The sequence below is a fragment of the Methylomonas sp. MED-D genome, assembly GCF_050276835.1.
GTDB lineage: Bacteria > Pseudomonadota > Gammaproteobacteria > Methylococcales > Methylomonadaceae > Methylomonas > Methylomonas koyamae_A.
The window spans coordinates 3,135,779-3,150,163 of sequence record NZ_CP189965.1 but is presented as its reverse complement, the minus strand read 5'-3'; the positions used below and the strand labels follow the sequence as shown (position 1 = coordinate 3,150,163).

Sequence of the window (14,385 nt, the reverse complement as noted above, 5' to 3'; positions counted from 1 at the left end):
ACTGGATGCGTCGGCGCTCCGTGTCACGTTTGAGCGGGCCGTTGGCGAGGCCGGGGCGGCATGGCTTGACGCTACGGTGTTCGGCCCGCTACCATCGTCGGGTAGATCCAGACGACCGTACCGATTTCGTTGCGATGGGGATTTCAAGGCAATGCAGTAGCGCGCTATGCGTTGCGGCAGAGGCCTTACGTCGCCGTCCGCGCGCTTGCCCGATATTTTTCGGCGATTGTTAAAACAACGGTGTTCAAGACCGCTGGTTATGACAAACCTTGGGCGGATCGCCCCGAACTTTGAGAAATCGATGACTAGAGTGTATTGCTTATTGCCGCTGGTGCTCGGTGCTTGTCACATGTTGACGCCGGACCCAATTGCCCCGAGCGGCGGTTCGGTTCATCACGTCGCGCTGGTGTGGTTGAAGCAGGCGGGCGATCCGGCGGCGCGCCGTCAATATATCGAGCTGAGCCGGCCATTGGAGAATCTCCCCGGCGTACTGAGTTATCGGCTAGGAACGCCTTTGGAAGTTCGCCGCGAGCGGGCCAGCACCGCGCTGGATAAGGGGTACGACGTGGCGGTTTCGGCGACTTTCGCCGATCCCAATGCATTGGAAGCCTTCTTGAAAAACCCTGACTACCAGGCTGTCGCGCAACAGCAATTGCGCCCCTTGGTCGACAAATACAAGGTGTACGAGTTTGCCGAATGACGCTGGCCGACGAGTTAACCCTCGCTTTGCCGCTCACGCCGATTCGGCGACGGCTTGCGTCGCGCGTGTTCGGCGCAAGCCCGCGCAACTTCTCGGCGAACCGGACCGCACCTCGCCGCAAAAGTCGGGAAACGAGTGGTTTACCTGACGATCATGAAACCGCTGCATCGCCCCGGCAAATGAAAGTCAGTGGCGTGGGAGCGGCTTTAGCCGCGATTGGCAGCGTTCCGACATCGGATTGTGTGACTGCTCCGGTGACTTTCGTGGCAACCCTTAGCCAACCCCAGTCCTAAATATGCGTCGTATCTATACGTGTTTATTCGGTTTATTGTTACCGGCGATTTTGCTGCGCCTGTATTGGCGGGGAATCAAGGCGCCTGCTTATCGGCTGCGCTGGCGGGAACGCCTGGGTATTTATCGCGGACCGGTCCGTGGCGGCGGAATCTGGTTTCATGCGGTCTCGGTCGGCGAAGCCGAAGCGGCGTTTCCGTTGATCCAGCGTTTGTTGAGCCAGTTTCCCCAACTTCCGGTTTTGGTGACGACGACGACGCCGACCGGTTCAGCTCGGGTGGTTGCCGTATTGGGCGATCGCGTTGAGCACGTGTATTTGCCCTACGACTTACCCTGGGTCGTCGCGCGGTTCTTCGAGCGGTTCCGGCCGAGTCTGGCGGTAGTCCTGGAAAAGGAGCTTTGGCCCAATCTGTTTGCCGAGTGTCGTGCTCGCGAGGTACCGTTGTTTGTCGTCAATGCCCGCTTGTCGGCGCGGTCGGCGCGCGCCTATCTGAAAATTCCCAGCCTGATTCGGCCGGTGTTGGCCTGTATCGAGACGATTGCGGTGCAAACCGACGAGGATGGCGAACGCTTCGTCGAAATCGGAGCCCGATCCAGCCAAGTTCGGGTGGTCGGCAACGTGAAATTCGACGTCACCGTCGATCCCAACACCCTGGCGGCGGGTAACGCCTTGAAAGCGTCGGCATTCGCCGGACGTTGGGTATGGATAGCCGCCAGCACGCATACCGGCGAGGAAGAACTGCTGTTGGCGCAGTATCGGCGCCTGAAAGCGGCAATGCCGGCGCTATTGTTAACGATCGTGCCGCGCCACCCGGAACGCTTCGGCTTGGTCCAAAAACTGTGCGAAACGCAAGGCCTGCGGGTCTTGATGCGCAGTTCCGGACTGGCGTGCCGGACCGAAACCGACGTCTACATCGGCGACAGCATGGGCGAATTGAAATTATTGTACGCGGCCGCCGATGCGGCGTTCGTCGGCGGCAGTCTGGTCGAGGTTGGCGGTCATAACGTGTTGGAGCCCGCCGCGATCGGCACGCCGGTGCTGTTCGGCCCGTGGATGTTCAATTTCCAGGAAATCGCCGAGCGAATGTTGGCGGTAGGCGCCGCACGCCAATGCGCCGACGCCGAGGCGCTTGGGGCTGCGGTGTTGGCCTTATCTGGCGATACCGCGTCCGGCCAAGCGATGGCCCAGCGGGCTCGAGACTTCGTGCAAGCCAATCAGGGTGCGACCGAACGGCTGGTCGAGTTGTTGGTCGCCGGTCTGGCCGAATCGGCGGCCGGCCGATTTTTGGTATAATCCGGCTATTTTCAATGGGCACAGGTAAGAACGCAATGTCGGAAGTTAAAAAAGTGGTGTTGGCCTATTCGGGCGGCTTGGATACCTCGGTCATCCTGAGATGGTTGCAAGACGTTTATCAATGCGAGGTCGTCACGTTCACCGCCGACATCGGCCAAGGCGAGGAGTTGGAGCCGGCGCGGGCGAAAGCGCAAGCGGCCGGCATTAAGGAAATCTACATCGACGATTTGCGCGAGGAATTCGCGCGCGACTTTGTGTTTCCAATGTTCCGCGCCAACACGATTTACGAGGGCGAATATTTGCTCGGCACCTCGATTGCCCGGCCGCTGATTGCCAAGCGTTTGATCGAAATCGCCAACGAAACCGGCGCGGATACGATTTCCCACGGCGCGACCGGCAAGGGCAACGATCAGGTTCGTTTCGAGTTGGGTGCCTACGCGCTGCGCCCGGACATTAAAATCATCGCGCCGTGGCGGGAATGGGATTTGAACTCCCGTCAAAAACTGTTGGCCTATGCCGAGAGCCACGGGATCTCTGTTGAAATGAAAAAGGGTAAAACCTCGCCTTACTCGATGGATGCCAACTCGCTGCATATTTCCTACGAAGGCCGCATTCTGGAAAATCCGTGGACCGAGCCGGAAGAAGATATGTGGCGCTGGACCGTGTCGCCGGAAAGTGCCCCGGATCAGGCGACGTATGTCGAGCTAACCTATAAACAGGGCGATATCGTGGCCATCGACGACGTTCCGCATACCCCGCATCAGGTGATGGAAAAGTTGAATCAAATCGCCGGCGCCAATGGCATAGGCCGCTTGGACATCGTCGAGAACCGTTACGTCGGCATGAAATCGCGCGGCTGTTACGAGACGCCGGCCGGCACCGTGATGTTAAAAGCCCACCGGGCGATCGAGTCGCTGACCTTGGACCGGGAAGTGGCGCATTTGAAGGATGAACTGATGCCGCGTTATGCGTCGTTGATTTACAACGGCTATTGGTGGAGTCCCGAGCGGGCGATGCTGCAAACGATGATCGACGCCTCGCAAGTCCGCGTCAACGGCAAGGTGCGCGTGAAGCTGTATAAAGGTAACGTCATCGTCGTCGGCCGTGCTTCGGAAACCGACAGTCTGTTCGACGAAAACATTGCCACCTTCGAAGAAGACGGCGGCGCTTACAACCAAAAAGACGCCGAAGGCTTTATCAAGTTGAATGCATTGCGGATGCGAATCGCGGCGAAAAAGGCGCGTTGAGTGCAACCGGTTTAATGCAGGACATTTTTAGCGAAGCTTGTATAATGTCGGGATAGGCTGACGGCGAAGTTTGCCCGGTCGGTACTAAGCTTCCCGATTAGCACACTAGAACAATAATGAGCGATATGCCTGAGATTAATCCGGATGATGCCAATACCGACAAGCACGCTATTGTCTACTTGCCTGGTGCTCACCGGGATCAGGCGCTAATCAAGGCAAACCGCTTTCTGTTAATGCTGGTGACGGCATTGACGGCAGCGGTTTTTTTATTGGGTTTTGTTTTGTTGCCCAGACAAAATCTGCTGAACGAAATTCAGAAAAACCAAGCCGTGTCGATGGCCTATGCCACCCAAAACCCGGCTTTATCGGCCGAAATCAGTGCGTTGAAAGGCCAGCTTTTCGGCTTGGTCAGCGGTTCGATCGAGAGCAAATTGCGCTCGTTGGAAGACAACATCAAGCGCGGTAGCGTCGCCGATTCCTTGGATACGATACGCGATCTGAAGGGCGACGTAAAAATTCTGACGTCGTATTCCGGCGCGGGCGACGCGGCTTCGGCCAAGCCCGGCGAAGCGCTAGTCGTCAATCAGGTATTGGTTCAAGAGCTGGAAGACATCAAGGATTTGGTCTATCTAACCTTCGTATCCTGTGGCTTGATGATCGCGGCGGTGGCTGGCGTTTGGTTACGCGGCCGTCGGCGTTTGCCGTCGTATCGGCAGAGTGCTCGTCATTATTTGAGTCGGGACTGAACGCGCGCCTAAAACTGACTAGGCAATAAACTCGGCACACAAAAAAGCCGCCTTCCTAACGGAGAGGCGGCTTTTTTTCGCCTTGGAGCTTGAACTTATTTGCTCAGATAGGCGTAGATCGCGTCGATGGCTTGATCTTCGGTGTAACCTGCTTTTTTGACTGGACCAACTTCCATAATCGCCGCAGTTGCTTTGGGCATGCCGTTTTTGCCTTCTTTTACCACTTTCGTGAATTGATCTTTAGGCAGTTTGCCGGCTTTGATCAGTTCTTTCAGTTGTGGGTTGGATGAGATGTCGTGGCAAGCGCCGCAACCACGGCCAAAAGCGCGCTCGTAGATTTTTGCACCGATTTCTTCTTGTTCGTTAGCCGCTACTTGACCGCTCAGAGCGATTAATGCCGCACCTACGGTAAAAACGAATGATTTTTTCATTGTGTTCTCTCGTTGTGATTAAAAAAAGAACTGCATTGGCAATACAGCTCCTGGGAAATCAAGCCGGTAAAGGATAGGGAGTTTCGTTGGAAAATTCAATTAATTTTCACCGCGAAAGCCGTCCCGAGTCGGCTTGCGGGGCGATTCTTCCAACGAAAACTTAATTTCCGCTGAATTCGGGATTTTTTCACGCGCGCTGGGCCGTTTCCGGATGGAACCACTGTAATTTTTCCCGCAATGTGACGACGCTGCCGACGATAATCAGCGTAGGGGCTTTGAATTCAGCCGCTTCTACTAGCGCGGGCATATCGCTCAACGTGCCGGTCAAGACCCGTTGATGACGGGTGGTGCCTTGTTGGACGATAGCAATCGGATGATCGGACGGGCAACCGTGTTCTATCAGCGAACGGCAAATCACATCCAAGCCGACCAAACCCATGTAGATGACGATGGTTTGATTTGGTGTGGCAAGCTGGCGCCAGTTCAGATTGATGTTCCCGTCCTTAAGGTGGCCGGTGACGAAGGTGCACGACTGGGCGTGATCGCGGTGGGTCAGCGGAATGCCGGCATAACTGGCACAGCCAGCGGCGGCTGTGATACCCGGAACCACTTGGAACTGGATGCCTTGTTGCATCAGGGTTTCGATTTCCTCGCCGCCGCGCCCGAAGATAAACGGATCGCCGCCTTTCAAGCGGGCCACCCGCTTGCCTTGTAACGCCAGTTGCGCGAGCAAGGCGTTGATGTCTTCCTGCGGCAAGCTGTGATTGTTGCGCTGTTTGCCGACATAGATTTTGTCGGCGTCGCGGCGGGCCATTTCCAGAATCTCGGTCGAGACCAAGCGGTCGTAAACAACCACGTCGGCCTGTTGCATCAACCGCAGAGCGCGGAAGGTCAATAAGTCCGGGTCGCCGGGGCCGGCACCGATCAAATAGACTTCGCCGCGCGGAGACTGGGTAGAATCGGCGGCCAAGCTTTCGTTGAGGCGGGATTCGGCTTCGTCGATCCGGTCGGCAAACACCAGTTCGGCGATGGGGCCTTGCAAGACACTTTCCCAAAACATCCGACGGCGGTTGGTGTCCGGCAAATGTTGTTTGACCGTTTGTCGAAAACGTTCGGCGAAGGTCGCCAGTCGGCCGTAGGCAGCGGGAATGGCGGTTTCGACCTTGGCGCGAAGCAAGCGCGCCAACACCGGCGAAACGCCGCCGGACGAGATCGCTATCGTTAGCGGCGAGCGGTCGACGATGGCCGGGAAAATGAAGCTGCACAAATCCGGATTGTCGACCACGTTGACCGGAATTCCGCGTGCGTTGGCTGCCTTGGCGACGGCTTCGTTGGTGGCGCGGTCGTTGGTTGCCGAAATCACCAGACGCGCACCGTCCACGTCGGCGGCGGCAAAGGGTTTGTGGTGTAATTCGAGGTCGCCGATGCCAATGACATCCGCGCTAATTTCGACGGCAACCACCGTGATTCGAGCACCAGCCTTGCGCAGCAGCTCGATTTTTCGGGCCGCGACGCCGCCTGCGCCGACCACCAGACAAGGCTGATTCTTCAGGTTTAAAAACAGCGGGAAGTACTCCATGGCTCGATTTTCGCGGTGTGGTGTGGGATATTATGGTAATTATTAATTAAACGGCGAGCGAGTCGCGTGAGTTATGATTAAATTTGATCTGGAAGTCGATGCCAGCGGATTACAATGTCCGTTACCGCTGTTGAGGCTCAAGAAAGCGATTATGGAAATCGACAGTGGCGCGGTCGTCAAGGTGATTGCCACCGATCCGGCTGCTCATCTGGATTTCGGTGTCTATATCGATCAAGCCGGGCATATCCCGCTGAAAATCATCAGGGAAGTTGATAAACAGGTGTTCTTTATACAGAAAAAATAAGAGCGATTCAATATTAACTTGTCGGTGGCGTGCGGCGCCTATCGCAAGCTGATGACGGGCCAATGGGCTTGCTCGGCGGCCAGGCGCAATTTTGGGTCTGGGTCGACGGCGACCGGCCGCTCCACCAGATTCAATAGCGGTAAATCGTTGTGGGAGTCGCTGTAAAAGTGGCTGCCAACTATTGATTCGCCTGATTCGGCCAGCCATTGTTGCAATAACGTGACCTTGCCTTGCTGGAAACACGGCGTACCGTTAAAGCGGCCGGTATAGCGGCCGTCCTTCATTTCCGGCGTCGTCGCCAGCAGGTTGTCGATGCCGTAGAGCTTGACAATAGGTTCGGTCACGAAGCGGTTGGTCGCGGTAATCACCAGCAAGGTATCGCCTGCGGCGCGGTGCCGTTCCACCAGGGCGTGGGCGGCATCCAACATAATCGGCTTGATCAGCGTTTCGACGAATTCCTCCCGCCAGCGGTAGAGCTGGGCCGGTTCGTGGCAGGCCAGCGGCGCCAGCGAGAAATGCAAAAACTCGACGATGTCCAGCGTGCCGTGCTTGTAGTCTTCGTAGAATTTCTGGTTGGCTTGTTCGTAGTGGTCCTTGTCGACGATGCCGGCGTCCACCAAAAATTGTCCCCACAAGAAATCGCTGTCGTCGGCGATCAGCGTGTTGTCCAGATCGAATATCGCTAAGCTCACGGCCTTCCCGTCTTGATAAAGAAAAAAACGGCCGCCGGTAGCGTCGGCAGCCTATTTATGGAACAATTGCGTCATTAATTCATGATCGCCGGTTGCCGATTTTAGCATTTCACCATCGGTAACCGGGCGGCAAATCATACAGGTTTTTTGACATGATAGACTCGAAAGGATACCGGCCGAATGTCGGGATTATCCTTTGCAATGACGAGGGTCGCGTGTTCTGGGCTAAGCGCAAGGGGGCCAACTCCTGGCAGTTTCCGCAAGGAGGCATCGACGGCAACGAAGACCCGGAAACCGCGATGTATCGGGAGTTGTGGGAGGAAACCGGCTTGCGCGCCGAGCATGTGCATTTGTTGGGGCGAACCCGCTATTGGTTGCGTTACAGGCTGCCGGATCGCTATGTCCGCAAGAACTCGACACCGTTGTGCATAGGACAAAAGCAGATTTGGTTCATCCTGAAATTGATGAGCGACGAGTCCTTGGTGCGTTTCGATTGCGGCCACAAGCAAGAATTCGATAACTGGAAATGGGTCGAGTATTGGTACCCGATGAAGGATGTGGTGTATTTCAAGCGCCGAGTCTATCGGCGGGCCTTGGACGAGTTGGGCGCGTTGCTGGTGGCCAACGATGTCGGCATCAATGCCGAAGGCTATTTATCCGGCCGTTTGCTGGCGGGCTAATAATCGGCCTGCAATTCCAGTTTCGGTTGCTCGATGTCTAGCCGATGGCAATCTGACGAAAATTCGCCGTTGTCGCTCAGCTCGAACATCCGATAACCCGGCGGCAGCGGGTCCAGTTCCAACTTATCGGCGCCCGGTTTGAATTGAAAGCAAGTCGCCGGCATCCCCAACCATCTCACCCCCGCTCGATCCGCTTCGAATAGCTGGTGTACGTGACCGCAGGTCACCGCCTTGATTTGTAGGAAGCGGGCGGTCAATTCGATTAACGCGTCGCCATTCTCGATTTTCATTCGGTCCATCCAGGGACTGCCGCAGGGCAATGTGTGGTGGTGGACCGCCAATAACGCCGGTTCCGGATTGGCCGTCAACAGCTCGGCGGCTTCAGCCAGTTCCGATTCACTCAGAAAGCCGGCCGGACTGCCGGGTTTTCGACTATTCAGCGTGATGATCTGCCAGCCCGGCAAGGCTATCCTCCTCCCGCAATCGACACTGCCGCCCGCCAGCCATAGCCGCATCAAATTCGGATCGTCGTGGTTGCCGGGCAGGCACAGGCAAGGCGTGTCGTAGGCGGCGAGGATGCCGGCCAGACGCCGGTAACTGTCGGGGCAAGGGTCTTGGGTCAGGTCGCCGGTCAGCAGGATTAAGTCGAATGGCCCGTGCGCGGCCAGAGCCCGATTCAAGGTTTCCCGGAAATAAAATTCGGTATCGACGCCCAGCATCGTCCCACCGGCCGTGGCGCGCAGATGCAGGTCGGTCAGTTGCAGGACTTTGGTTAGTCTCATTTAACGCAAGTAAGGGAAATAGGCCAGGCTGTTGGCGTGAACCCGGCTCAAGTCGTCGTGTTCGCCCAGCCAGCGGTAGCCCGAGTGTTGCGCGTTAGGCAGTTGCGCCAGCGATAGCGGCAGCCGCAATTGGTAGGCCAACACCACGTAATGCGTGCCGATGCCGGGCGCCTTCGCAAAATTGGTGTCGTACAGATGCGTGAAGCCGCCGAGCAATTGGCCTTGCTCAATCTCCAGCTCGATACCGAGTTCGGCCCGCGTAATTCGTCGGAAGGCCTGTTCCAAGGTTTCGTTTTTGAAAATCCGGCCGCCGGGCACGAACCAATAGCCGGCCGCCGGCTCGTTCAGACGTTCGCCCATCAAGATCGCGTTCGTTTCCGAACGGATCACCAAATCGATTGAGACCAACGGTGTCAGATCGACGACATTCAAGAATGCTTGTTTGTCTAGCATGCCATTTCCCTAAATCTTAATCCGGATAAAGGTCCGATTATACGATGTCCTTGACCAGCAACTTGGAATTGCGCTGGTAGTTGTAGCCGTCGCGCATCGTTTCCGGCAGATCGCCGAGTTCGCAGGGGTGAAAGCCGCGTTCGACGAACCAATGCACGGTTTGGGTACTGCGCACGAATAAGCGTTTGACGGCTTCGGTCTTGGCCTTGGCGAACAAATACTCCAGTAGGCTGTTGCCGCGCGCGCCGCGCCGGTAGTCCGGGTGTACCGCCAGACAGGCGATTTCGGCGCTGTTGCCGTCGTCCATCGTGTGGAAGGCGGTACAACCGATGATTAGGCCGTCGCGCTCGATGACGACGTAATCGCCGATCTGCATTTCCAGTTTCTCTCTGGAGCGCTTGACCAGCACGCCTTCCGCTTCCAACGGTTTGATCAGTTCCATGATGCCGGCAATGTCGTCCAGCGCCGCCGGCCGAATGGTTTCGAAAGCGGTCGAACTGACCAGGGTGCCGACGCCGTCGCGGGTAAACAACTCCAGCAGCAAGGCGCCATCGACATGGCGGTTGATCAAATGCGCCCGCTGCACGCCTTGCCGGCAGCTTTGCACCGCCGCGCGTAGAGAGCGGGCTAGCGGCGGCGGGAAATCCGGCGTGGTTTCCAATAATTCCTCGGCCTGCGCCGTCGTCAGTTGCGGCAGCGGCCGTTGTTCGTCCGGCGACAAACAGTCTTGTTCGGTCAACAGAATCAATTTATCGGCTTGTAAGGCAATGGCGACCTCGGTGGCTACCTCCTCGGCGGATAAATTGAACACCTCGCCGCTGGGTGAATAACCGATCGGCGAAATCAGCACGACATTGTGTTGATCGAGCTGCTGGTGAATCGCCTCGCTGTCGATGCGCCGCACCTTGCCGGTATAGCAATAATCGATGCCGTCCAACACCCCGAGCGGACGAGCGGTGACGAAGTTGCCCGACGCGACCCGAATCTTGGCGCCGGCCATCGGCGAGCCGGACACGCCCATCGACAGCAAGGCTTCGATTTCGACGCGCACCAACCCGGCGGCTTGCTTGACGTACTGCAAGGTGGTCGCGTCGGTGATGCGCAGATGGTGATGAAACTTCGGCGTATCGCCGCGTTCGGCCAGCCGTTCGTCGATCTGCTGGCGTATGCCGTGCACCAACACCAGCCGCACGCCCAAACTGCGCAGCAAGGCAAAATCGTGGATCAGATTGTCGAATTCCGGTTCGCCGACCGCGCTGCCGCCGAAAAAAATCACGAAGGTGCGGCGCCGGTGGGCGTGGATGTAGGGCGACGAATGGCGGAACCAGGAAACGAAGGCGGGCGGTTGTGGCATGATTGGATCTTAGAACGTATTTGGCTGGATAGTGTAACTCGGCCGGCGCGGAAATGGCGCACGGCGGTTCTAGCTTTGTGGGAGCGGCTTTAGCCGCGATTCGACACAGTGTCAGCGCTGACTTTTCCAGCGTCCGGCAACGTATTCCAAGGCTTCCTGTATGTTAAGGTCGCGGGTGGCGCCGCCGGTGCGGACGAACAATTTCGGCGTACCGGCTTGGGTTAAAAACACCGGGCGGCTGGCCGGCGAGACGATGACCCGGCACACGTCGCGGTCGGCCAGTTTATGAAACAGCACATGGATCAACGGACACAGGTCTGCGCCCAGGTTGGTCGAGACCGCCGTCATCAGGGTTTGCTCAAATCCGTCTTGATCCGGCTTTTTCAAGGTCTGGAAGTCCTCGGCCAAACCGAGAATCTCGCCATTGTCGGCCACGCCGATCAGCAAGGTACCGCCGACCGCGCTGTTGAAGAAACCCGCCAGGGTTTTCAGAATCACGCCTTCCATCGCTTTATTGACCCGCTGTTCCTGCAAGTCCCAGCGCAGCGAAGACTTAAACTCCAGCAACGGCCCTTCGCCCTGGCGGATGATGGTCGGCAAGTCTTTCTCCAACTCGGCTTTCAGCGCGTCCAGGTCCACCAGCCGTCTATGCAGCATTTGATAAAAGCCCAACGATAACAGACCCAGGATCGCGCCGATTTCGGCGTAGAACAGAATCAGATTGTTTTGATTGATCTGGCCGGTCATTACTTCGCCGAATTGGCCCAGCACGAATTCGATCGACGACAGCGGATCGGCGTTGCGCTCGCGCGAACTGATGTAATCGTAACTGGGCGCCAACAAAAAGATGCCCATGCCCGCGCCGATCCAGCCGGCCAGGAAATAGATTTTCAGTTTTTGTTTCCAGATATACAGAAGTTGGAGCAGGAAGCGTTTCACGGGAGCGTCGGGACAGTGGCTGATGCCGGCAGGCGCCGGTCGGTTAGGATAAAGCGGCGGCGAGCGGCGGCTTGCGAATATTGTACTTGCTAGCGTCGTCGGCTCGCCGGTTTTTTGTGCCCGCCGCCCGGTCAACCGAAATCGCTAAGCCGGAACAGCCGTGGGTCGCGTCATCAAGTTGTCCACCGTTGACTCGCTTACATGCCAAGGCGCTTTGTTGTTCTCGGGATGTAATCCCGACGGCTTCGGGTTAAACTTCCCAGCCGCGAGGTGGCTGGCCGGCGTTGGTTCGACGTTGCGCGCCCGATGCCCAATACCGCCACTGAGCCCGATTCTTCAAGCTCATTTCAAGGAATTACCGATGCCATCGATTAAATTCGCCGGCGCGGCATTTGCCGTGCTGTTCGTCGCCAACGTCCAGGCGGAAACCGTGTTCGTCACGCTGGAAAAGGACAATGCCATCGCCGTCGTCGATCCGGCCGAAGGCAAATTGTTGAAAACCGTCAAGGTCGGCCAACGGCCGCGCGGTATCGCGATCAGCCACGACGCCAAGACCTTGTTCGTCGCCACCAGCGACGACAACACGATCCGGATGCTGGACAGCACCACCTTGAAGGAAATCGGCAAATTGCCGTCCGGCGAAGACCCGGAAACCTTCGCGCTGAGTCCGGACGATAAGCTGATGTATGTGTCCAACGAAGACGACGCCGAAGTCACCGTCATCGACATCGCCGGCAAGAAGGCGGTGGCCAAGATCAAGGTCGGCGTCGAGCCGGAGGGCATCGCGGTCAGTCCGAACAACCAATGGACGATCAGCGCCTCTGAAACCACCAACATGCTGCACTGGATCGATACCGCCAACCGGCAAATCCAGGACAACACCTTGGTGGATGCCAGACCCCGCGCGGTAACGTTCACCGACGACAGCCAGCAACTTTGGGCGACCTCGGAAATGGCCGGCACGCTGACCATTATCGATACCGCGACCAAGCAGATCGCCCGGAACATTAAATTGGAGGTGCCGGGCTTGAGTAGCGATTTGGTGCAACCGGTCGGCATCGCCATCGACAAGCAGCGCCGCTATGGCTATGTGGCGATGGGCCCGGCCAACCGGGTCGCGGTGATCGACGCCCAAAATTACAAAGTGGAGAAGTATCTGCTGGTCGGTCAGCGGGTCTGGAATCTGGCCTTCTCGCCGGATCAAAAGCGCTTGTACACCACCAACGGCGTCAGTAACGACATCTCGATCATCGATTTGGAAAACCATAAGGTGACCAAGTCGATCGCGGTGGGGCGTTATCCCTGGGGCGTGGCGGTCAAGCCATGAGCGCCGCGCTGCAAATCGATGGCCTGAGCTTTGCCTATGGCGCCAAGAAGGCGCTGGATAATGTGGCGTTTCAGGTCGAGCCCGGCGAATGCACGATTCTGCTGGGGCCGAACGGGGCCGGCAAAAGCACGCTGTTCGCGTTGATCACCCGGCTTTACGATGCTCGGGAAGGGCGCATCGCGCTGTGCGGTTTCGACGTCAAGCAGCAAAGCCTGCAAGCCTTGGCCAAACTGGGCGTGGTATTTCAACAGACCACGCTGGACCCGGATTTGTCGGTGACCCAAAACCTGCGCTACCACGCCGCGCTGCACGGCATCGGCAAAAAGCAGGCCGACAAACGGATCCAGGAAGAGCTGGAGCGTTTGGCTATGTATGAACGGCGCGGCGAAAAGGTTAGGCAACTGAACGGCGGCCACAAGCGCCGGGTCGAGATTGCCCGCGCCTTGTTGCACAAACCCAGCTTGCTGTTGCTGGACGAACCGACCGTCGGTCTGGACGTGCCCAGCCGGCAAGCCATCGTCAAACATGTGCACGATTTGGTCAAACAGCAAAATCTGGCGGTGTTGTGGGCGACGCACTTGATCGACGAAATCGATGCCGACGACAGCTTGGTGGTATTGCACAAAGGCCAGATCAAGGCCAATGGCAGGCTTGCCGAGATATTGAAAAACACCGGCTGGGCCGATCCCGGTCAGGTGTTTCAGAAGCTTACCCAATCCGATAAAGGAGGGGCGGCATGAGAATAGTGCATTACTGGCGGGCCACGGCCGGCATCGTCGGCCGCGAACTGCTGCGTTTTCTGCATCAGCGCGAGCGTTTCGTCTCGGCGCTAGTACGACCCTTGGTGTGGTTGTTCGTATTCGCGGCCGGCTTCCGTGCCGCGCTGGGTATCGCGATCAGTCCGCCTTACGAAACCTATATCCTGTACGAGGTCTACATCACCCCCGGCCTGCTAGGCATGATCTTGCTATTCAACGGCATGCAAAGCTCGTTGTCGATGGTCTACGACCGGGAAATGGGCAGCATGCGCATGCTGATGGTCTGCCCATTGCCGCGCTGGTTCTTGCTGTGCAGCAAATTGATCGCCGGCACCGCGGTCGGCGTGTTGCAGTGCTATGCCTTCCTCGGCATCGCCTGGCTGTACGACATTCAGGCGCCGCTGCCGGGCTATTTGTGGATATTGCCGGCGCTGGTGTTGGGCGGCATGATGCTGGGCGCGTTGGGCTTGCTGCTGTCGTCGTTCATCAAGCAACTGGAAAACTTCGCCGGGGTGATGAATTTCGTGATTTTCCCGCTGTTCTTCATGTCCACCGCGCTGTATCCGCTCTGGAAAATCAAGGAATCCAGTCCGTTGCTGGCGACCTTGGCCGAGTACAACCCGTTCTCGCAAGCCGTCGAATTGATCCGCTTCGCGCTGTATGAGCAGTTCAACCCATTGGCGCTAGTCTTCACCGCCGTCGCGTTTTTGCTGTTCATCGGCGCGGCGATTTTGGGCTACAACCCGAGCAAGGGGATGATGGTTAGGAAGGGTGGCGGGGATTAATGGCCGGTAACAGGCACGAGAGT

General features: G+C 57.4%; 17 protein-coding genes. 10 read left to right on the top strand and 7 right to left on the bottom strand.

The features are described 5' to 3' along the window. Positions 1 to 301: 301 nt before the first annotated feature. From ACQE3E_RS14040 to ACQE3E_RS14020, 5 genes are all read left to right on the top strand, one after another. On the top strand, positions 302 to 700 hold the full coding sequence (locus tag ACQE3E_RS14040) for a Dabb family protein (protein WP_313729993.1): 399 nt from the start codon (positions 302 to 304) through the stop codon (positions 698 to 700). Then, positions 697 to 993: a hypothetical protein gene (locus ACQE3E_RS14035; protein ID WP_313729994.1), complete on the top strand. Its 297-nt coding sequence runs from the start codon at positions 697 to 699 to the stop codon at positions 991 to 993. Before ACQE3E_RS14040 ends, ACQE3E_RS14035 begins: the two co-directional genes overlap by 4 nt. Before the next feature lie 2 nt (positions 994 to 995). Then, entirely contained in the window at positions 996 to 2,285 is a 1,290-nt protein-coding gene (gene waaA, locus ACQE3E_RS14030) for a lipid IV(A) 3-deoxy-D-manno-octulosonic acid transferase (RefSeq protein WP_313729995.1), read from the top strand. 35 nt (positions 2,286 to 2,320) lie between these two features. Next, complete coding sequence (locus tag ACQE3E_RS14025) at positions 2,321 to 3,532, top strand: argininosuccinate synthase (protein WP_313729996.1); 1,212 nt, start codon at positions 2,321 to 2,323, stop codon at positions 3,530 to 3,532. A 116-nt stretch (positions 3,533 to 3,648) separates the two neighbouring features. Then, positions 3,649 to 4,278: a hypothetical protein gene (locus ACQE3E_RS14020; RefSeq protein WP_313729997.1), complete on the top strand. Its 630-nt coding sequence runs from the start codon at positions 3,649 to 3,651 to the stop codon at positions 4,276 to 4,278. A gap of 95 nt (positions 4,279 to 4,373) precedes the next feature. On the opposite strand, the gene ACQE3E_RS14015 is transcribed toward ACQE3E_RS14020, so the two are convergent. Next, positions 4,374 to 4,709 (bottom strand): c-type cytochrome, encoded by a 336-nt coding sequence (locus tag ACQE3E_RS14015; protein ID WP_064027872.1) that lies wholly within the window; start codon positions 4,707 to 4,709, stop codon positions 4,374 to 4,376. 187 nt (positions 4,710 to 4,896) lie between these two features. Further along, on the bottom strand, positions 4,897 to 6,288 hold the full coding sequence (cysG, locus tag ACQE3E_RS14010; protein WP_313729998.1) for a siroheme synthase CysG: 1,392 nt from the start codon (positions 6,286 to 6,288) through the stop codon (positions 4,897 to 4,899). A gap of 73 nt (positions 6,289 to 6,361) precedes the next feature. Between cysG and ACQE3E_RS14005 the strand changes: the two genes are divergently transcribed. After that, positions 6,362 to 6,592 (top strand): sulfurtransferase TusA family protein, encoded by a 231-nt coding sequence (locus ACQE3E_RS14005; RefSeq protein ID WP_064027868.1) that lies wholly within the window; start codon positions 6,362 to 6,364, stop codon positions 6,590 to 6,592. Between the two features lie 38 nt (positions 6,593 to 6,630). Here ACQE3E_RS14005 and ACQE3E_RS14000 read toward each other — a convergent pair whose 3' ends face one another. Then, entirely contained in the window at positions 6,631 to 7,284 is a 654-nt protein-coding gene (locus tag ACQE3E_RS14000; RefSeq protein ID WP_313730000.1) for an HAD family hydrolase, read from the bottom strand. A 152-nt stretch (positions 7,285 to 7,436) separates the two neighbouring features. Between ACQE3E_RS14000 and ACQE3E_RS13995 the strand changes: the two genes are divergently transcribed. Next, complete coding sequence (locus ACQE3E_RS13995) at positions 7,437 to 7,964, top strand: RNA pyrophosphohydrolase (RefSeq protein WP_064027864.1); 528 nt, start codon at positions 7,437 to 7,439, stop codon at positions 7,962 to 7,964. On the opposite strand, the gene ACQE3E_RS13990 is transcribed toward ACQE3E_RS13995, so the two are convergent. From ACQE3E_RS13990 to ACQE3E_RS13975, 4 genes are all read right to left on the bottom strand, one after another. Further along, positions 7,961 to 8,746 (bottom strand): phosphodiesterase, encoded by a 786-nt coding sequence (locus ACQE3E_RS13990; RefSeq protein WP_427500671.1) that lies wholly within the window; start codon positions 8,744 to 8,746, stop codon positions 7,961 to 7,963. The two genes, ACQE3E_RS13995 and ACQE3E_RS13990, sit on opposite strands and share 4 nt — an antisense overlap. Beyond that, positions 8,747 to 9,199 carry a GDP-mannose mannosyl hydrolase gene (locus ACQE3E_RS13985; RefSeq protein ID WP_427500670.1) on the bottom strand — a complete coding sequence of 151 codons (453 nt, stop codon included), beginning with the start codon at positions 9,197 to 9,199 and terminating at the stop codon, positions 8,747 to 8,749. Between the two features lie 37 nt (positions 9,200 to 9,236). Further along, positions 9,237 to 10,553: an amino-acid N-acetyltransferase gene (gene argA / locus ACQE3E_RS13980; protein ID WP_313730003.1), complete on the bottom strand. Its 1,317-nt coding sequence runs from the start codon at positions 10,551 to 10,553 to the stop codon at positions 9,237 to 9,239. 111 nt (positions 10,554 to 10,664) lie between these two features. Next, positions 10,665 to 11,492 (bottom strand): AlbA family DNA-binding domain-containing protein, encoded by an 828-nt coding sequence (locus tag ACQE3E_RS13975; protein ID WP_313730004.1) that lies wholly within the window; start codon positions 11,490 to 11,492, stop codon positions 10,665 to 10,667. A 361-nt stretch (positions 11,493 to 11,853) separates the two neighbouring features. Between ACQE3E_RS13975 and ACQE3E_RS13970 the strand changes: the two genes are divergently transcribed. Genes ACQE3E_RS13970 through ACQE3E_RS13960 form a run of 3 tightly spaced genes read left to right on the top strand, consistent with a single transcriptional unit; the run spans position 11,854 to position 14,362 of the window. Next, positions 11,854 to 12,819 carry a PQQ-dependent catabolism-associated beta-propeller protein gene (locus ACQE3E_RS13970; protein WP_313730005.1) on the top strand — a complete coding sequence of 322 codons (966 nt, stop codon included), beginning with the start codon at positions 11,854 to 11,856 and terminating at the stop codon, positions 12,817 to 12,819. Then, a complete protein-coding gene (locus ACQE3E_RS13965) occupies positions 12,816 to 13,559 on the top strand; it encodes an ABC transporter ATP-binding protein (protein WP_313730006.1) in 744 nt (247 codons plus the stop codon). The genes ACQE3E_RS13970 and ACQE3E_RS13965 overlap by 4 nt, the downstream gene beginning before the upstream one ends. Continuing rightward, on the top strand, positions 13,556 to 14,362 hold the full coding sequence (locus ACQE3E_RS13960; protein WP_313730007.1) for an ABC transporter permease: 807 nt from the start codon (positions 13,556 to 13,558) through the stop codon (positions 14,360 to 14,362). Before ACQE3E_RS13965 ends, ACQE3E_RS13960 begins: the two co-directional genes overlap by 4 nt. Positions 14,363 to 14,385: the final 23 nt, after the last annotated feature.